Raw genomic sequence first — 17,484 nt, forward strand, 5'->3', positions numbered from 1 at the left:
AATCATGAACACTTTTGAGTTGCCGATTTAGATTTGGTATCTGAGGGTTTTCAAGTTGTTCTTTTTTCTCTGCAGCTTAGGTCCTCTTAGCTCACAGCATTTTCACACGCCACGTCGCGAAGCTCACAAGCTCTTCATCCGGTCATCGAAGGCATCTTGAGCGCACTATTGCTACAACTAGTGGCGCGGCAGCCGTTGGATATATTTCAAAAAAGTATAGCGACTGCGCGGAAAGCTGCGAAGTCCAAGAACTGAATAGACCACTGCTTTCGCGAAAAATCAGCGGCCCAGCTTGGAGTACCATTTCCGAACCGCATTGTTTTCCTCACTTTGCCCACCACGTCGCATTGAACTCCTCAATGGCCTACCGCCTGCCAACAACCTCACGAAACTTTGCTTGCGCGCTCCCGAGTATTACCGGGCTTTCATTTGCCAGATGCGGCGGACTCGATTAGACGAATCCCGTTACACCCCGTGAGGACCGGCGACTTAATTTCGCCATCACGCCCGCCTTTTTGAAAGCCCGTCCGGGATATCTGCTTCTTCGCGAAGTTTGAGGAAAACAACATGGCCAATGCGACCACCGCCGACAATAGCCGCACGCTCGCCGCTCTCGGCGTTACGGCGGGAATGATCTTCACCGTCGGCTCCGCCCTCGGTTTCCAGCATATCGGCGGTTATACGCCCTGCGCGCTGTGCCTGCTGCAGCGCGATCCCTATTATTACGCCATTCCGCTGGGCATATTGGCCATTGCGACCAGCATCTTCAAATTGCCGGTTCAGATCACCCGGCTGCTGTTTGCCCTTATCGGCGTGGCGATGCTGATCGGCGCCGGGCTCGGCGTTTATCATGCCGGTGTGGAATGGGGTTTCTGGGAAGGGCCGATCACCTGCGCCACCGGGGCGCCTTCCATCACCACCAATGCCGGCGATCTGCTGGGCAATCTGAACGCCATCAAGGCGCCTTCCTGCAACGACGCCGCTTTGCGGGTGCTCGGCCTTTCCTTCGCGGGCTGGAATGTCATCGCAAGCGTTGCACTTGCGGCAGTCGCCTTTTTTGGCGCGAGCCGTAAAAGCCGGTAAGCGGAAAACCGCGTTGCAGTCCTCGAAAGATCAGGGCTGCAGCTCGGTATCCCAGTAAAGATAGTCCATCCAGCTTTCGTGCAGATAATTGGGCGGGAACAGCCGCCCGTTATTGTGCAGATCCTGAACCGTCGGCTGGAAGGGCTTCTGCGCCGGGAACATGCCCGCCTGCTTGGGAAGCTTGCTGCCTTTTTTAAGGTTGCAGGGAGAGCACGCCGCAACGACATTGTGCCAGGTGGTTTCACCGCCATGCGCGCGGGGAATCACATGGTCGAAGGTCAATTCGTCCCGCGTGCCGCAATACTGGCATTCGAACTTGTCCCGAAGGAAAACGTTGAAGCGGGTAAAGGCGGGATTGCGGGTGGGCTGCACATAGGTCTTGAGGCTGACGACGCTCGGCAGCCGCATGGAAAAGCTGGGGGACGACACCGCGTGATCATATTCTGCAATGATGTTCACACGGTCTAGAAAGACGGCCTTGATCGCGTCCTGCCAGGACCATAACGACAAGGGATAATAACTCAGTGGCCTGTAGTCTGCGTTCAGAACGAGCGCCGGCAGGGCCTGTGGTGAAACTGCAATCGTCAAGGGCTTCTCCTGAGCGATTCGGCATCTGCACTTGTATATTAGGTCCGTTGTTACAGGATTGTGAAGCCTATAAATGCAGCGGCGAAGAGCTTAATTTTTGAGCCGTAGAATGGCCTTTTTCGCATTCCTGGCGATCGAACGGCACGGTGACACCTCTTGGCGTTGTGACACCGCTGGCCGATGCGGCAGAAAGGCGATTCGGGCCTTTGCCAGGCACAAATCCTTCTCACACCGGATGCAATATCGGTGATATGATTACCCCCGACGGACGACTGGAAAATCAATGCGCGCCGGGCATGGCAAATATGCGGCGGCGGCATTCATCATTTCGTCAATGGAGGAACGGTCATGAGGTTGGGCAGGCAGCAAGCGGCAGCATTGCGGGGCGGCCTGGCGGCCGGCGTCCTGACCGCCATGATCTGCCTCTCCATGGGCGCCCATGCCCAGCAGTATCAGAATTTAGAAGTGACGCCGGATGGCCGCAGCGGGGCGCAGGGAACGATCGGCGGGCGCAATTTCGAAGTTTACCGGAATTACGACCGGCCGCCGGCAAGCCGCGCCTCCCCCGAGACCCGGCGTGAACTCAGGCGGGCTGTCCCGCAGCAAACCTGTATTGTCGACACCGAGGGCAGAACCCGCTGCAGGTGAGCGCGAGCCCGGCTTTCCGGCTGTTTTCAGCGCGCTGTCACAAAATTAGATTTCGTTAAAATGCAATCTATCGACTTAAACGGCCCGCAAGAATGGGGCGCTATGGTGCCAGGCATAAGACAAGACAATTGTGCAGGGGCAAGGACATGGCGAAGAGAACAATCCGTCTGGCAAAGATTTTTGCCGTCGCTGCCGGCGTGGCGGCAAGCGTTGCGACAACGGCATCGGCCGTCCAGCTCGGTGGCCTTGCCCAGAAGCCCGGCGCCTCGCGGCCCGGCCAGTTCATGACCACGAGCCGTCCCACCATCGCACCCATTGCCTTTGCGAAATTCTGCGAAAGCGCCGCCGACCAGTGCCTCCGGATTGGCGACCGCGATATGGTGGAACTGAGCAAGCAGAAGCGCACGGAACTCCAGCGCATCAACGCCGAGATCAACACCTCGATAATCTATGCCAGCGAACAGGACGGCGAAGACGACTGGAAGCTGAACCCGGCAAGCGGCGACTGCGAAGATTTTGCGGTGACCAAGCGGCAACGCCTCCTGCGCGCCGGCTGGCCTTCGGGCGCCCTGCGCATCGCCACAGCCCGCACGACGGATGGCATAGGACATGCCGTTCTGGTCGTCAGCACCAGCCAGGGCGATCTGGTGCTGGATAACCGCACCAATGTCGTCAAGCCATGGAAAGCGGTGGATCTGAAATGGATCAAGATTCAGTCGCACGAGGACCCGCGTGTCTGGCTGAAACTCTAGAACACGGTTTCAGGCTGAAGCCGCCCTTTCGGACGGCAGGCATTCGATTGCCGGTTTAAGGCAACGTATCTTTCGACCCTCAAAGCGGGTATTCTTTCCTCGCAGAATCGACGCGTCCTGCTTTGCAGAAACCGCCCTTCGCCGCTTCATCCGGCGGGTTTCTAGGGATGGCCAAGCGGTGCGTCAACGCAGCTTTGGCGGGTGATGCGACAGCCGCCTTCAACGCTCTTGACCTTGTGCGGGAGAGACAGTATCGGCAGCTATGCCCAAGGTGCTCAACTGGATTCGCGGTCGTAAACAACCAGCCTCCCGCGACGACCGGAGGCGGCGCAGAATTGACCTTGGCGACAAGCCGGCCTCCTTCCCGATCTATGCGATTGGCGACGTGCATGGCAGCCTCGACCTGCTGTTGCAGGCGGAGCGGAAAATCCTTGCCGATCTGGGACCCGACCCTTCTCCTGCGCTGGTCGTTCTCCTCGGCGACTATGTCGATCGCGGGCGCGATTCCCGTGGCGTTCTCGAACATTTGCTGCAGCCGCCGCCCGCGCCGCTGCGCCGTATTGCGCTTTGCGGCAACCACGAGCAGCTCTTCCATGATTTTCTCGAAAATCCGCAGCAGAATATGCACTGGCTGGACTTCGGTGGCCGCCAGACGCTTTTATCCTACGGCGTCGATATCGACTATTTCCTGCAAAAGGGCCGCCTGAGACTGCAGCCATTCAGGGACGCCCTGCTCGGCGCAATTCCGCAGACCCACCGCCAGCTTTTATCCAGCCTGCCGATCTACGCCCGGATAGGACCCTATATTTTCGTGCATGCCGGCTTGAGACCGGGATTGCCGCTGGAGACGCAGACGGATAAGGACATGCTCTGGATCAGGGAGCCGTTCCTGTCACAAGGGGCCGGGCTGGATCTCGTCGTCATCCACGGCCACACGCCGGTAACCGAGCCGGAAACCGGCCCGCAACGGATCGGCATCGACACGGGTGCATTCACCACGGGCAGGCTTACCGTTCTCAGGCTTTCGGATGCGGGCTTGCACCTGATAGGCTAACCTAGGAATTTTTGTACTTACAAAAATCTTGCATATGTCGCCAATTTATTGTACGTACAAAATATGAAAATCACTTATGACGAAACGAAGCGGCTAACGAATATCGAGAAGCATGGCCTCGATTTTGCCGATCTGACGATAGAGTTCTTTGTAGGCTCTATCGTTCTTCCCGCCAAGGAAGACCGCTTTATGGCGATAGGTGAGCTTCAGGGTCGCATCATCATTGCGGTGGTGTTCAGCCCGCTAGGTTCGCAGGCCCTGTCCGTCATTTCCATGCGGCCAGCCAGCACCAAGGAAAGGAGGCTCTCATGCCCTTAAAATTTTCTTCGAAACGCCCGCTTACCAATAAGGAAGAAGCGGAGATTCAGAAAATGATAGCGTCCGATCCGGACGCCCCCGAAGCCACCGATAAAGAGATGGCGCAAGCCAAACCGTTCGGGGCGGTTTTCCCTGACCTTGCCAAGAGCATTGATCGGGAAATTGCGCGCCGTGGCAGGCCAAGGGCGGATGCACCGAAAACGCCGGTTACGATCCGTCTCGATCCTGATTTAGTGGAGCACTACAAAGCCATGGGCAAAGGCTGGCAGTCACGCATCAATAGCGACCTGAGAAAGCTATCAGGTCTTCCCTGACCACTCGAACGCCCAAAGCCACCCTGCCCGCATTAGACCGCACGTCCGAGAGAAGGCTCGAAAGCGGCATCAAGGTCTGGTTTCAACCAGCCTGCCTGCCGCTCAGAATATCATCGAGGACCGCCATTTGCTGGCGATTCCATTCAACGGCGTCCTCAAACGCCCTGTTTCCCAGTTCCTGCCGCTGATCGCGGCTGGAGGCGAGCTGCAGGATCGCGTCGGCGAAAGCCCGATGGTCATTATCCTCCACAATGACCACGCCGCGCCGGTATCGTTCCGAAAGCCCCCTCACACCTGTCCGGGTGCTGATTGTCGGAACACCGGCAGCCAGGGCATCGAGCAATTTTATATTGATGCCTGTTCCGAGCGTGATGGGATTGATGGAGAGTGGCGCGCGCGCGAAGGCGTCCTTCAGATTATCCACGCGACCGAGCTTGAGAATGCCCTCCCCGTCTTCGATCTTGCCGCATATGCCACCCGCCAGAACCAGACGAATATCCGGCCGGGCCGCCCTGACCAGCGGCATGACATTTTGCAGGAACCCCTTCAGGGAAATGATATTGGCGTCGTTGCCGGAACCGAGGAACAAGAAGTCGCTCGGTGTTAAGTCTTCCACTCTTCCACCGAGATCGAGAATATGGCTGACGGTCGCAACAACCGGCGGCTCTGCCCCCAGCCGCTTCCTGAACGTCCGCTCCTCTTCCTCCTGAATGGCGACAACCACATCCGCACGGCGGAAAGCCCTGCTCTCCACGGCCGGCGGAACGGAGAACCAGTATCCATATTTGTTCGCGGTATTGACGAAAGCCTTGTGTCGATCCGCGAAGGAATCATGGGTGTCGAGAATGCGCAGCACAGCCTTCGGCAACCCCAGGAACGCCCGCGAATGAAAGGCATATTCGACAATGACGGCATCGATGCCAAGCCGGCGCTGAAGGTCCCGAACCTGCCGGCCGATTTCGGGATAATAGAACTCGTCGAGGTAATTATAAAAACCGCTGTCGCGGCCAAATAACCGGTGGACCTTTCGGACGGCTCGAAACGCCGTCAAACTAAGGTCGAAACCGACGTCGCCGGCAAGCCTGCTCCACAAGCCGCCTGCATGCCGGGAAACAAGGTGCAGATGATCAGGCCCGAATTCCGCCTCATGCCCCTCCCGATCGAAATCGGCGGCAATCGTACCCGCGACGTGAACGAAATGCACCTCGTGACCGAGGCTGCGCACGGCGCGCGCGAGCTGGAGAATCCTGCTTCGCGCACCTTCATTGGCGGGAACGACCGGAAATGCCGAGACGAAAGCGACTTTCATGAACGAACTCAGGCCTGTGCCGAGAAGGTCTCGAACACCTGAAAATTGCTCTTGGACATCGCAAGAATATCCGGCAGCCTTTTCCCGACCCGTTCACGAATCTCGTCGGATTGATCGATAAATTCCACCAGAGCCTTCTTTATTCCGTCTTGAGTGTGGAATGCGGCCGGCGAAAGCAGATTGGCTGCAGACAGGCCAAAATGCCGATAAAGCCCTTCAAACTTACCCTGATAGGCGATGCATATCGCGGGAACGCCTTTCCCCAGTGCGGCGATGGCAAGATGCATGCGGCCGCTGACGAGACCATCAAGCTGGCCTGCGATCCCTTTCAAAACAGGCGCCGACCATTTTCCGTCGAGATATCGGACCCTGTCGGCTCGCGATCCCGGGACCAATTCGGTTATGGCTTTCAGATAGGCCTGATCGCCGACATTGTCGCGGTAATCATGCGGGATAAGCAGCCAGCACACCGGCCGCGCATCGGTTGCAAATTGCAGTGCTTCCGCCGCATGCCTGATGACTGCCTCGGTCTGCGCGCGGTCGGCATTTTTGAACAGCATTGGATGCAGGTTGAAACCCATGACCCTGTATCCCTCGGTCCGCTTTCGCGCGATCCATGAACGCGTGTCCTCGTCAGGTTCCGATGGAACGAGACTGAACGCGGAATCGGAGACGAGCGCCGCATTCGTCTTCGCGAAGGATTGCAGACGCTCAAGCGAGATTACGTCGCGCACCTTGAGCGAGCATTCCGGATGAAGGGAACGATAGAACATTGCCAGAGGGGCATGCGGCGTTTCATTGAAACTGAAACCGAGAATGACGTTCCTTATTCCGGCAGCGGCGGCGAGATCCGCGCTTGCGAGAAGTTTCGCGCTGACCAACGGGTGGTAATATCCATCCATGACATCGGCGCCGACAACGACGACACAGTCGTATTTTCTTGTTTCAAACTGCTGCGCCAGGGCTTTTATGAAATCGGGCTTGCCAAAGATATCGACGGGAACGAAGCCCCTCTGATAAGCGGAATCAGCGTGATCCATCCCATCGACAAGGATGTCTATCTCGACATCAGGATTGCTCGCACGCGCATGTTGCAGCGTCGCGGTAATCATGGCGTCATCGCCCAACGAACCGAAAAGGGTGATGGGGTCGCCAGCCACGATCAAAAGCCGGCTTAACGGACCGCCGGCAGCCGCGGGTTTCATGCCTGCCTTCAATTCCTGCAGATCGTCAAAGAGTTGCCGGAAGGCGATATCCCGGTTGCGCCGCTCGATATATTTCACCGCTCTCTGGCGCAGCGGCGCCGGCAGTATTTTTTTTATCAGCTTGCGCATTTGCTTTCCTTTCGGGAAATGATTTTGCCCATGACGAGCGCGATGGCCGACCGGGCCTCGTTCCGCGCGGTGAGCACCAGAAGCAGAAGATAGGCCGCGCCGAAAATGCAGCCGAGCATGACGCCGGATATGAAATCCCCGGCGCCCAGCAGCTTGACCTCTGGACGCATCCATTGGACGAGCAGGAAGCAGAATCCGCTGGAGGCGAAGCTCGGCAGAAGCAGGAGGAATATTCGCCACAGCCCGATGCCAAGCTCGCGAGCGATGAAGAAAAATGTGAAGGGCGTGGAGGTCAGCTGTCCGACCGCATAAACAATGACGATCTCCCTGATGCTGTCCGTTGGAACCAGCAGGATCAGCAGGATCGTGGAAATCGCCTTGATGCTTCCGGCAATCAGCACCTTGTTCGGCTTGCCGCGCGCGGAAAGGAAAGGCGCGTTTTGAAACTGAACGCATTGCAGCGCGCCGAGCAGGAGCAGCGGTTGCGCCACCCCATCGGCACCCTGCCATCGCGCACCGAACAGGACGTTGCAGATTTCTGGCGCCAATGCCGCGGCCAGCACGAAGACCGGTGTCGAGAAGATCGCCGACATGGTGATCGACTGCTTGTAGAGCGCCGCCATTCGTTCCCGTTCGTGCGATATGCGCGAAAGCACAGTCAGCGAGACATCATAGAGCGCTGCCTGAAGCAACTGCATCAGAAGTTGATAGAGCCTGCTGCCGACGGTGTAGAGGCCGAAGAGCGCGACCCCGTAATGTCCGAGGATCATGAAATCGATCAGGCGCGTGGCCGCGAAATCGACAATGCGAAGGCCGAGCGCCGACGAACCGAAGCGAAGCAGTTCGACGAAGGTGCCGGGGTTGAGAGTGGTGCCCGGCAGCCAGTGCGGTTTTCGCCAGAGCCAGATCAGCGTGACTAGGGTGGCGACATAGGTCTGCACGACGAGGCTCCAGACGCCCATGCCCATGATCGCGAAAACAATCGCCACGCCGCCGCCGACGATGTTCGATATGAAGGTTCTGATTGCCAGCGGCTTGAAAGCCAGTGCGCGGCGATAATTCACCTCCTGAAACATCGATGCCGTGTTCAGCGGCAGCAATATGCAGATAGCCACGATGACCGGCGCCAGCCCTTCGACCTCGAACCAGCGTTCCAGTTCCGGTGAAAACACGCAGACGGCAATAGCCAGCAGCGTCGCGACGGCAACCGAGGCATAAAATGGCAGATTGACGTCGCCGGGTTCCAGGTTGCGTTTCTGCACGATCGCATCTGCGAATCCGAACTCCGACACCATCTGGATCAGCATCAGCACCAGCCCGGCGGTGGCGACCATGCCGTAATCCGTAGGGCTGAGGAAACGGGCCAGAACGATGAAGAGAATGGAGGTGAAAAGCTTGCCGCCCCAGTTCTGGACGATGGACCAGAACACGCCTTTCAGGGCAGCATTGCCTATCGACGTAGCTTCGGACATCAATTCACCACCCGTAAAGCCGGCCGCGTTGACGCAACATGCGCAGCGACCTCGACGCCCAGGCCGTGAAAGCGGAGGCTGCCCTTATTGCTTCCCACCATATGCTCTCTCCTTCGAAGAAAACCGCTTCAACGGACCGGGTCCGTTGCCGGTTAAGATGCACGCAGGGTTCGGCTTTGCCTGTAGCGCGTCAGGACGTCCTCATAGAGTTTCACATAATTTTCGCCGACCCGACGCGAGGTGGATTCCTCGACGATGTTTCCGAAATCCGCTTCCGTCGGCAATTCTTCGCGCGAGAGCGTCAGCACCCGGCGGATACGGGCGGCAAGGTCGGTGGCGTTGCCCGGTTCGAACAGCCAGTCATGGTTGGTCTCGCCGATCAGCTCCGGAATGCCGCCGGAGGCTGCGCCGATGACCGGCACGCCCATGGCATAGGCTTCGTAGATCGTGCGTGGCGAAGGCTCCGCCCAGAAGGAAGGAACGATGAGCACGTCGATCTCTTCGAGAAACTCCTTCGGTTTCGCCCAGCCGACGAATTCGATCGGCAGATCGCCGGCCTGAGCCGTGAAACGTTCGATCGAATCATCCATCGCATGGCCGGCGACCAGACAGCGCCAGTTGCCGTGGCCGATTTCCTTGAAGGCATCGACCATGTTGCCGACGCCTTTTTCCGTATTGATACGGCCGATATAACCGAATGTCAGCGGCCGGCCAGAGCGGTCGATCTGCCGGCGGGCAACGGGATCGCCCTCCGGAACCGTGCAGGAATAAAAGATAACGCGGCGCAGGCTTTCCGGAATGTGGTGGAAAAGCCCGTGATTGACATGCGTCTTGAGGATTTCCGTGCCGACGCTTGCGACAGCGCCGATATAACGCTGGGTGAATTTCTTGGTGAAATTCACCGCCTGGCAGCCGAGATGGATGTGCTCGCAGGGCTTGCCACCCTTGAACATGGCGGCGTTGCCGCACAGGAGATCATATTCGCAGATCGTGTGAACGATCGGAATGCCGCGCTTATTCGCCGCCCGCCACACCAGCGTCGTCACATCCAGAAGCGAGTGGGTGTTGAGAACGTCGGGCTTGAAATCGTCGAGAACGGCTTCGAACTGCTTTTCGACGTCGAAATTCCACTGCTGCTTGAGCTTCTGCATGCGCCGCTGCTGCGGCGAATATTGCGGCCAGTCCTCGAGCCAGAAATCGTTATTATGGAACATGCGGTAAACGGTGACGCCGTTGCGCATGGTTTTCGGTTCGGCCTGCCGCTCGATACAGGCGGCGCCGACCGTATGTCCCATGGAAACGAGTTCCTCGGCGAGGTGTTCGACCGAGCGTTCGCATCCACCAACGATATGCGGCGGATAAAGGCTGCTAAGATGGAGAATTCTCATGCGGATACGCTCTGTTTTCCTTCATCGAAAATCTATGGCGTCCATCCCGGGCTCGTTCGTCTCCCTTCATTCCAGGAGACCAGTGAGACATCTGCAAAAATAAAAGAGCCGGAGCAGAACTAATGTTTGAAAATATGAATTACCAAAATCTACTTTTCAAAAAGCACGGGAATCGACGCTATTTCAAGTGATTTTTTTCGCGGCGCGGCAAAAGCCATGCGGTGTTGCGAAAAGAACCGGTCTCGTGTTACGGTTTAGCCACTTTAAAGTGCAGGCAATCGGGAGAAATCGGTTGCGTTGCAGCTTGCGACTATATTCCAGTTGATAATATCTGTTTTATTTCAAACACATGGATTTCAGGGCGATTGTAGATGCCGAAAACTTCCAGGACATTCTGATCTCGACGTGTTGAGAGGCATCATCGCCATTTAAACGGCGACGTCCATGTGTTGACGTCTGGCTTATATTTTCTCCGGACACACCAGGAGGCGCAGATGAATGGAAAAACGCCGATCGCCATGGGCGGCCTGACACGGCGCAACCTGCTTTCAGCCGCGCCCCTTGCATTGGTCGCCGCCTCCGGTTTGCAAGCCATTCCCGCACGGGCGCAGACGGTTGCTTCAGCCAGTACCGAAGCCTTTCTGGACAGCGTAGGGGTGTGCGGTCACTTCACCCGTCCCACGGGCATCTATCCGGAACAGTTCGAGCGGATCGTGCCCGAACTCGAAGCACTGGGCGTCCGGCATTTGCGCGATGACGGGCTCATCACCGCGAGAGACAGTCGCGACAGCCCCGTCTTTCGGCGGCTGCGCCGGATCGTGGCGGCGGGCGTTCGCCTCACCGTCATCTGTTACGACAATCTCAACCCTTACGTTTCCACGCCGCTCGACAGGCTGGCGGATTTCTACGACTGGTGCGACGCGGGTATCGATATTTTCGAGGGCAGCAATGAACCGAACCTGACGAAGGATCCGCAAAATGCTCCGCGCATTTCGGCGGAGCATCAGGCGGCGCTGCACGACACCATCCGCTCGGTTCCGCGCCTGAATGCGGTGCCCGTTGCGGCGCCAAGTTATGTCCTGTCGAACAGAGCGCTGGCGCTGGACCTGAAAAATGCCTGCGACTACGGCAATATCCACGCTTACGCCGGGATGGAGCATCCCGAAACGACCGGTCCGGGGGCACTCTCGAAATCCATCGCCGCTTCGGCGCATATAGCGGCCGGCAGGCCGGTGCTCGCCACGGAAATGGGCTACCATACCTCGCTGCAAACCAAGACATTTCATTTCCCCGTCCCCGAAGGCATCAAGGCGCGCTATATGCCGCGCATGCTGCTCTGGTGCTTCATCAGCGGTATCCGCCGGTCCTACATCTATGAAATGGTTTCAAGCTTCGCCGCCGATGAGACAAACCCGGAATCCTCCTTCGGCCTCCTGCGCCACGATCTGAGCCGCGCCCCGGCTTACGAGGCCGTTCGCGCCCTTCTTTCCCTCTGCAGGGCAGAACGGCAAACCGGACCGGAGGAACGACAGCTCGATTTTCTCACCGCCGATTCCCAAAGGTTGTCGCTGCATCTGGTGAGACCGGACGGTGCTTTGCTCGTGCCCGTCTGGCTTGGAATTTCCGGCTGGCAATGGCCGGCCCGCATCGAAAACCCGCCCGCCGAACGGATTGCGACATTTTCGGTGGCCGGCCAGCATAGTCACGTTATCGCACACCGTTTCCGCGATGACGGCTCCGTGAGCCAGCAGACAATCACGCAGGAAAGCGGGCAATACCGGCTTTCGGTCAGCGACCAGCTTACGGTTCTGGAAGTTTTCTGAATGGCGCGCAGGAAATGCCGCATCGCAAAATTGTGTGTATCGCGTCGCGTTATTGCATGATAGCCTGCTTGAATACTGGACTTCCGCCCCGCAAAAGCGGCGCAATATAATACTAAATATATCTTTATTTTTATAGATTGACGATGATGAAAAACTTTAAAGAAGCGCCCGCTGCCGGGGCGCAGCGTCTTGATGTTCTTCAGGTGATGCGCGCCGTCGCGGCAACCATGATTGTTGCGCTGCACGCGGACGTGAACTGGCAATTCACGCTTTTCCCACTGCATCTGCTGCGGCTGGGCGGCGGTGTCGACCTGTTTTTCGTCATTTCCGGCTTTGTCATCGTTTATGCATCCCGGCCCTATTTCGCAGCGACAGGCGGTCGTTCGGCGTTTCTGCTGCGCCGGTTTCTCCGCATCGTTCCGCTTTACTGGTTTGTGCTGACCCTGCGGCTTGCCATGGCCGCCAGCGTGACCCTTATCAGTGCAAAGGCCTTCCCGCCGTTACAGTCGATCCTCACCTCCTACCTGTTTATTCCCTATGACAGCATGGGTTATGGCGACGCCTATCCGTTTCCGCTGATCGATCTCGGCTGGACGCTGAATTACGAAATGTTCTTTTATATCGTTTTCGCAGCGTTCATCTTCCTGCCGCTGGAGCGCGCGGTATTCACGACAGCCGGCGTGCTGTTTGCCGCCGTCATGATCGGCTCCGCTTTCGATCTCGGCCTGCCATTCAGCTTCTGGTTCCAGCCGATCATTCTCGAATTCGTCGCGGGCATGTTCCTGGCGGTCCTCTTCTTGCGAGGCGTTCGCCTGCCGCCCCTGCTCGGGCTCGCAACGGCCCTGTGCGGCCTGGCGCTCTGGATGCTGACCGATCTGAATAGGATAGGATTCAAGTGCGATCCAGGCTGTTATTCCTTTTCGCGGCTGCTGGTTTTCGGCGGCGGCGCGATTTTGCTGATGGCAGCGGCGACCTTGACCAGAAACATCTCCCTGCCCCGTTTCGCACGGCCGCTGGCAAAACTCGGAGATTCATCCTATGCGCTTTACCTGCTGCACCCGTTTATTTTCCGAGGCTTCAAGATTGCGCTCGGCGGCGCCACGTTCCCGCCCGAATGGAGCAACCTCGTTTATCTCGTCATCGTCGTCAGCACCGTCGCCATAGCCCACACCTTCCACGTCCTTGTCGAAACGCCGGCCAATATCTGGCTGCGTGACCGGCTGATAACATCGCCACGGAAAGTCGCCGTGTCATGAACAAACTGGAGAAAGGCAAGGGCGGCCGTTAACAATAGCTGAGGGTTTCCGACGCAGGTTTATTTTAGCGCTTGATCCTTTGCTTGGGCTGTGCGATTTAAAAAGAAATTTTAAATGTTGGGTAACCTTGCCCGGCATTGGATGTATTTAAAGTCGTATTTTAAAAGATTTGGAGAGTTGGATGCTCCGCATTCGTAACGGCTCGATGTTCGTTGGTGCGATGTTTATTGCCAGCATGGGTCTCTTTTCCGCTGTCGCCAACGCACAGAACGTGGAAACTACACCGCCGGCCGCACCGCAGCAGGCGCCCTCGGTTGAGAGCGCTGCAACAGGCGCACCCGTCAAGGCCGCCGATGAAACCACCGCCGCATTTCTGAGCCGCGTCAACACCACCAATCCGGACACGGTTTCGATTGCCGCAGCGGAACTGTTCAAGCAGTCTCCGACGCAGGGGATGATCAGGGATCTGGTCACCATCGCGTCCAGCACGGATGCGGCAACGGCCGACGTAACCGGAAAAGTGACGAGCGGGTTTCCGATCATCGCCGTTTCCACCAGCGCGGCACAATTCTCCGAACAGCTTTCCGGCCTCATCCTGAGTGACTCCGGCCAGTTGCCAACCATCGTCGCACTGGCCCAGAAGGTCGGCAACAAGGACTTTTCCGAAGTCGTCGGCGAAGGCCTGGCGCTTGCCCACGCCACCGCGATGAGGAACGGCAATACGATACTCGCAGCCGCCATCCAGTTGCAGACAAAGGGCGCCAACGTACCCGCCGATCTCCTGATCGCCTTTAGCGAAAATATCGAAGGAACGGCTGCCGGTCCGGCCGCCCCTGCCGCGGCGGCAGCGGCGGCCTCGCCGATCGGCGGCGCCGGTTCCTCGCCGGCAAGCGCCAACAGCATCGGCGGTTCGGGAACGGCAGGCGCCGCAGATGGCACCGCACAGGCGGGTGGCGGTAGTGCACCCGTCGGTGGCGGCGGCAGCAGTGGCGGAACGACAGGCAGCACCGGCACGTCCTTCTTCACCACGATCAATAATTTCTTCTCGACCGGCAGCACCACCACGCCTGTCAGCACAAGTCCCGTTTGAGTTTGGCTTTGTCGCCTTCCCCTGAAGGAAGGCTGCCGCCAGTTCTGTGATGCAACCGTGATTTGGCGGGCGCAGCGCCCGCCTAAAAGAGCGAGGCTGACAGTTGTTGCAAAGGCACGATCCCCTGACGATGGCTGACTACGATAAAGGCGGGCTGACGTCCGAGTTTATCGATATCGACACCGTTCTCGCGATGATCCGCCGCCAGTGGCGCATCGTGCTCGCCGCCGTCGCAGTCGCCGGGGCAATCGGCCTCGCCTTTGCCGCAACGGCCGTTCCGATCTATTCGGCGACGGCGACGCTGTTGATCGACCGCAACAACAGCCAGATTGTCGAACAGCTTTCGACGATCGGCGGCGTCATAGAGGATGAAGCTTCCATTCTCAGCCAGGTCGAGGTGCTGCAATCGGAAACCATCGGGCTTGCCGTTGTCGATAGTCTCAATCTCACGGAAAACCAGGAATTCAGGGCAACGCGTGCATCGCTTCTAAGCTCGATATTCGGCACCATCCGCTCGCTCGTCAACGTTTCGCAATGGTTCTCGCCAGCGAAAAAGGAGGCGGTGGTTGATAATGGAACCCTGAAGAGATCGCTGTCGGACCGGCTGCTCAACAACCTCAGCGTCAAGCGCATCGGCCGGACCTACGCGCTGGAACTCACCTATAATTCGACATCGCCGGTTCTCGCCGCGCAGATCGTCAACGCCGTGGCCTCGGCCTATCTGGTGGACAAGCTGAATTCCAAATACGAGGCGACGAGACGGGCCAGCGACTGGTTGTCCGACCGTATTGCGGAGTTGCGCCAGCGGGCGCTCGAAACCGATCTGGCCGTGCAGAAGTTTCGCGCCGAACATAATCTGATCTCGACCGGCAATAACAGCCTGCTCTCCGACCAGCAGCTGGCGGAATCCAACAGCGCGCTGATTTTGGCGCAGTCGGAAACCGCCAGGGCACGGGCGCGGGTGCAACGCATCGAACATATTCTCGCCACCGACGATGTCGATGCGGTCGTTACCGATATTCTCGACAGCTCGGTCGCCAACGACCTGCGCAAAAAATATCTCGAAGCTTCCAAGATCGAGGCGGAAATCACCGGCAGGCTCGGCAGCAACCACGTTCAGGCGGTGCGTCTGCGCAATGAAATGCAGGAATACCGGCGGCTGATGTTCCAGGAAATCAGCCGCATCGCGCAAAGTTACAAAAGCGATCTGGAAGTCTCGGAAGCGAGGGAAAAGTCGCTTGCCGAGAGTGTCGCCAAGGCGACCGACATCAGCAACTCGGCCAGCGAGACACAGGTTCAGCTGCGCGAACTGCAGCGCGAGGCCGAAACCTACAAGAACATGTACCAGACCTTCCTGCAGCGATATCAGGAAGCGATGCAGCAGCAATCCTTCCCCGTGACGGAGGCGCGCGTGATTTCCAAGGCGATGCCGCCTGGAATTCCGAGCAAGCCGAACAAAACCATGATTTTGGCCCTGTTCATGGTCATGGGCGCCGCAGCCGGCGGCGGTATCGCCATGTTCCGCGAATTCCGCGACCGGTTTTTCCGCACTGGCGAACAGGTTCGCGATGTTCTCGGGCTGGAATTCCTCGGCAATACCCCGCTCATCCAGAACAAGGCCGTAATAGAAGATCAGGAAGGCGGCCATCCGGCCCTGACGCGCCCCACCAGCGTTGCGCGCTACGCGGTCGACCATCCGCTCTCCTCCTTCGCCGAAACCCTGCGCAGCACCAGGCTTGCCATTGATCTCGGCGTTCCCGCCAAAAGCGGAGCGCGGATTGTCGGTGTCGTCTCAGCCTTGCCGAGCGAAGGGAAATCCACGATCTCCATCAATCTGGCACAGTTGCTCGCCGGGCAGGGTGCGCGGGTCCTGTTGCTGGATGCCGATATTCGCAATCCCGGCGCCACGCGCGCCATGGCGCGTCACGCGAGCGAGGGCCTGCTCGAAGTATTGCTGGAAGGCCGCAGCGTGCAGGAGGTGCTGCTTCGTGACGAAAAGACGCGGCTCGCTTTCCTGCCCACGGTGGTCAAACAGCGTGTCCCTCATTCCTCGGAACTGCTGACCTCGGCGCAAATGCACAAGCTCCTGGCCGAAGCGAGCACTGCTTTCGACTATATCATCGTCGACCTGCCCCCGCTGGGGCCGGTGGTCGATGCACGCGCCATGGCGGGGCGGATAGACGGTTTCATCTTCGTCACCGAATGGGGCAAAACCGCCCGCAGGGCAGTGCGGAACACGGTGGAGAATGAGGTTCATATCCGCAAGAAGTGCCTCGGCGTCATCCTCAACAAGGTGGACACCGAAAAGCTGAAGCTTTACCGCGCCTATGGTTCGAGCGAATATTATCATTCGCGCTATACACGATATTACCATGACCAGGCGTGATGGCGTGATGCGCCTGCGGAAAATCCTCGCGGTCGTACCGGTCCTCGTCATTTCCATCTTTGTCCTGTCCGTCGCGGCGCAGGCGTTTTCGCAAAGCCGGCGGTTTTCCGATATTGTCGCATTGGCGCGGATCGCCGACGACAATAATGGCCTCGCGCCAGATCTCCTTGCGGAAACGGTCCCTGAACTTCAGCCCATCGTTACCGAAAAAATCTGCCGTTCGGATATCGTCAAGGCCGGACTAAGGCTCGTTCTGGCCGATCTCGATGCAAATGGCATCGATCCGACATCCGATTCCGGCGCGGCGCGTCTCGGTTTTGCCGAAACCTTTATTCGCCATTCGCTCTCTTGTTTTCCCGCAAATGGCGACGTCTGGCTGCGTCTTGCCATGGTTCGCTCGCTGCGCAACGCCTCGCCCATGGAAGTCGCCGTGCTGATGAACTTCTCCCAGCTCTATGGGCCTGCCGATGCCAATCTGATCCGTGGGCGTTTCGTGATGTGGCAGCAATTTCCGAAGAACACCTTGCCCGAGGCCGAGGTTGCCCGCGAGGCGGATACGGCCGTCGTCTGCGGCAGGCAGGGAGAAATCCTGCGATGGACCCTGGCGGAAGTCTGCCCAAAGCCACCGCCGGCAGACACAAAACGCTCCGCGCCGCTGTCATGATCTGA

At 58.2% G+C, this 17,484-nt stretch carries 16 protein-coding genes; 11 read left to right on the top strand and 5 right to left on the bottom strand.

The window, feature by feature from the left end:
* Nucleotides 1–567 precede the first annotated feature (567 nt).
* Nucleotides 568–1,083, top strand: a complete 516-nt coding sequence (locus FGF54_RS17660; protein WP_142780592.1) for a disulfide bond formation protein B — start codon at nt 568–570, stop codon at nt 1,081–1,083.
* 30 nt (nt 1,084–1,113) lie between these two features.
* Here FGF54_RS17660 and FGF54_RS17665 read toward each other — a convergent pair whose 3' ends face one another.
* A complete protein-coding gene (locus FGF54_RS17665) occupies nt 1,114–1,671 on the bottom strand; it encodes an HNH endonuclease (RefSeq protein ID WP_003585610.1) in 558 nt (185 codons plus the stop codon).
* Nucleotides 1,672–2,019: 348 nt separating this feature from the next.
* Between FGF54_RS17665 and FGF54_RS17670 the strand changes: the two genes are divergently transcribed.
* The 5 genes from FGF54_RS17670 to FGF54_RS17690 all read left to right on the top strand — a co-directional run bounded on the left by FGF54_RS17670 (nt 2,020) and on the right by FGF54_RS17690 (nt 4,757).
* Nucleotides 2,020–2,319: a hypothetical protein gene (locus tag FGF54_RS17670; RefSeq protein WP_142780593.1), complete on the top strand. Its 300-nt coding sequence runs from the start codon at nt 2,020–2,022 to the stop codon at nt 2,317–2,319.
* 146 nt (nt 2,320–2,465) lie between these two features.
* Nucleotides 2,466–3,071: a transglutaminase-like cysteine peptidase gene (locus FGF54_RS17675; RefSeq protein WP_142780594.1), complete on the top strand. Its 606-nt coding sequence runs from the start codon at nt 2,466–2,468 to the stop codon at nt 3,069–3,071.
* A gap of 262 nt (nt 3,072–3,333) precedes the next feature.
* Nucleotides 3,334–4,125: a metallophosphoesterase family protein gene (locus tag FGF54_RS17680; protein WP_142780595.1), complete on the top strand. Its 792-nt coding sequence runs from the start codon at nt 3,334–3,336 to the stop codon at nt 4,123–4,125.
* A 63-nt stretch (nt 4,126–4,188) separates the two neighbouring features.
* Entirely contained in the window at nt 4,189–4,443 is a 255-nt protein-coding gene (locus tag FGF54_RS17685; protein ID WP_142780596.1) for a BrnT family toxin, read from the top strand.
* Nucleotides 4,434–4,757, top strand: a complete 324-nt coding sequence (locus tag FGF54_RS17690; protein ID WP_142780597.1) for a BrnA antitoxin family protein — start codon at nt 4,434–4,436, stop codon at nt 4,755–4,757. The genes FGF54_RS17685 and FGF54_RS17690 overlap by 10 nt, the downstream gene beginning before the upstream one ends.
* An 82-nt stretch (nt 4,758–4,839) precedes the next feature.
* Here the strand turns inward: FGF54_RS17690 and FGF54_RS17695 are convergent, their stop codons facing one another.
* The 4 genes from FGF54_RS17695 to FGF54_RS17710 form a co-directional block, all read right to left on the bottom strand.
* Nucleotides 4,840–6,066, bottom strand: coding sequence for a glycosyltransferase family 4 protein (locus FGF54_RS17695; RefSeq protein ID WP_142780598.1), 1,227 nt, complete (start codon nt 6,064–6,066; stop codon nt 4,840–4,842).
* An 8-nt stretch (nt 6,067–6,074) separates the two neighbouring features.
* Nucleotides 6,075–7,400, bottom strand: coding sequence for a polysaccharide pyruvyl transferase family protein (locus FGF54_RS17700; protein ID WP_142781564.1), 1,326 nt, complete (start codon nt 7,398–7,400; stop codon nt 6,075–6,077).
* The gene (locus FGF54_RS17705; protein WP_142780599.1) at nt 7,388–8,872 is read right to left on the bottom strand and encodes a lipopolysaccharide biosynthesis protein; all 1,485 of its coding nucleotides are present in this window, start codon (nt 8,870–8,872) and stop codon (nt 7,388–7,390) included. The genes FGF54_RS17700 and FGF54_RS17705 overlap by 13 nt, the downstream gene beginning before the upstream one ends.
* 152 nt (nt 8,873–9,024) lie before the next feature.
* On the bottom strand, nt 9,025–10,260 hold the full coding sequence (locus FGF54_RS17710) for a glycosyltransferase family 4 protein (protein WP_142780600.1): 1,236 nt from the start codon (nt 10,258–10,260) through the stop codon (nt 9,025–9,027).
* Nucleotides 10,261–10,754: 494 nt separating this feature from the next.
* Here FGF54_RS17710 and FGF54_RS17715 point away from each other — a divergent pair, with 494 nt between their 5' ends.
* From FGF54_RS17715 to FGF54_RS17735, 5 genes are all read left to right on the top strand, one after another.
* Nucleotides 10,755–12,083: a hypothetical protein gene (locus tag FGF54_RS17715; protein ID WP_142780601.1), complete on the top strand. Its 1,329-nt coding sequence runs from the start codon at nt 10,755–10,757 to the stop codon at nt 12,081–12,083.
* Nucleotides 12,084–12,226: 143 nt separating this feature from the next.
* A complete protein-coding gene (locus tag FGF54_RS17720; RefSeq protein WP_142780602.1) occupies nt 12,227–13,339 on the top strand; it encodes an acyltransferase in 1,113 nt (370 codons plus the stop codon).
* Nucleotides 13,340–13,520: 181 nt separating this feature from the next.
* Nucleotides 13,521–14,429 carry a hypothetical protein gene (locus tag FGF54_RS17725; RefSeq protein WP_142780603.1) on the top strand — a complete coding sequence of 303 codons (909 nt, stop codon included), beginning with the start codon at nt 13,521–13,523 and terminating at the stop codon, nt 14,427–14,429.
* Nucleotides 14,430–14,559: 130 nt separating this feature from the next.
* On the top strand, nt 14,560–16,815 hold the full coding sequence (locus tag FGF54_RS17730) for a polysaccharide biosynthesis tyrosine autokinase (RefSeq protein WP_142780604.1): 2,256 nt from the start codon (nt 14,560–14,562) through the stop codon (nt 16,813–16,815).
* Entirely contained in the window at nt 16,802–17,479 is a 678-nt protein-coding gene (locus FGF54_RS17735) for a hypothetical protein (protein ID WP_168208173.1), read from the top strand. Before FGF54_RS17730 ends, FGF54_RS17735 begins: the two co-directional genes overlap by 14 nt.
* Nucleotides 17,480–17,484 lie beyond the last annotated feature (5 nt).

The organism is Agrobacterium sp. T29, assembly GCF_006970545.1.
GTDB lineage: Bacteria > Pseudomonadota > Alphaproteobacteria > Rhizobiales > Rhizobiaceae > Agrobacterium > Agrobacterium leguminum.

Coding starts and splice junctions, on each gene's coding strand:
- FGF54_RS17660 (WP_142780592.1), top strand. CDS start 568: ATGGCCAATGCGACCACCGCCGACAATAGCCGCACGCTCGCCGCTCTC.
- FGF54_RS17670 (WP_142780593.1), top strand. CDS start 2,020: ATGAGGTTGGGCAGGCAGCAAGCGGCAGCATTGCGGGGCGGCCTGGCG.
- FGF54_RS17675 (WP_142780594.1), top strand. CDS start 2,466: ATGGCGAAGAGAACAATCCGTCTGGCAAAGATTTTTGCCGTCGCTGCC.
- FGF54_RS17680 (WP_142780595.1), top strand. CDS start 3,334: ATGCCCAAGGTGCTCAACTGGATTCGCGGTCGTAAACAACCAGCCTCC.
- FGF54_RS17685 (WP_142780596.1), top strand. CDS start 4,189: ATGAAAATCACTTATGACGAAACGAAGCGGCTAACGAATATCGAGAAG.
- FGF54_RS17690 (WP_142780597.1), top strand. CDS start 4,434: ATGCCCTTAAAATTTTCTTCGAAACGCCCGCTTACCAATAAGGAAGAA.
- FGF54_RS17695 (WP_142780598.1), bottom strand. CDS start 6,066: ATGAAAGTCGCTTTCGTCTCGGCATTTCCGGTCGTTCCCGCCAATGAA.
- FGF54_RS17700 (WP_142781564.1), bottom strand. CDS start 7,400: ATGCGCAAGCTGATAAAAAAAATACTGCCGGCGCCGCTGCGCCAGAGA.
- FGF54_RS17705 (WP_142780599.1), bottom strand. CDS start 8,872: ATGTCCGAAGCTACGTCGATAGGCAATGCTGCCCTGAAAGGCGTGTTC.
- FGF54_RS17710 (WP_142780600.1), bottom strand. CDS start 10,260: ATGAGAATTCTCCATCTTAGCAGCCTTTATCCGCCGCATATCGTTGGT.
- FGF54_RS17715 (WP_142780601.1), top strand. CDS start 10,755: ATGAATGGAAAAACGCCGATCGCCATGGGCGGCCTGACACGGCGCAAC.
- FGF54_RS17720 (WP_142780602.1), top strand. CDS start 12,227: ATGATGAAAAACTTTAAAGAAGCGCCCGCTGCCGGGGCGCAGCGTCTT.
- FGF54_RS17725 (WP_142780603.1), top strand. CDS start 13,521: ATGCTCCGCATTCGTAACGGCTCGATGTTCGTTGGTGCGATGTTTATT.
- FGF54_RS17730 (WP_142780604.1), top strand. CDS start 14,560: ATGGCTGACTACGATAAAGGCGGGCTGACGTCCGAGTTTATCGATATC.
- FGF54_RS17735 (WP_168208173.1), top strand. CDS start 16,802: ATGACCAGGCGTGATGGCGTGATGCGCCTGCGGAAAATCCTCGCGGTC.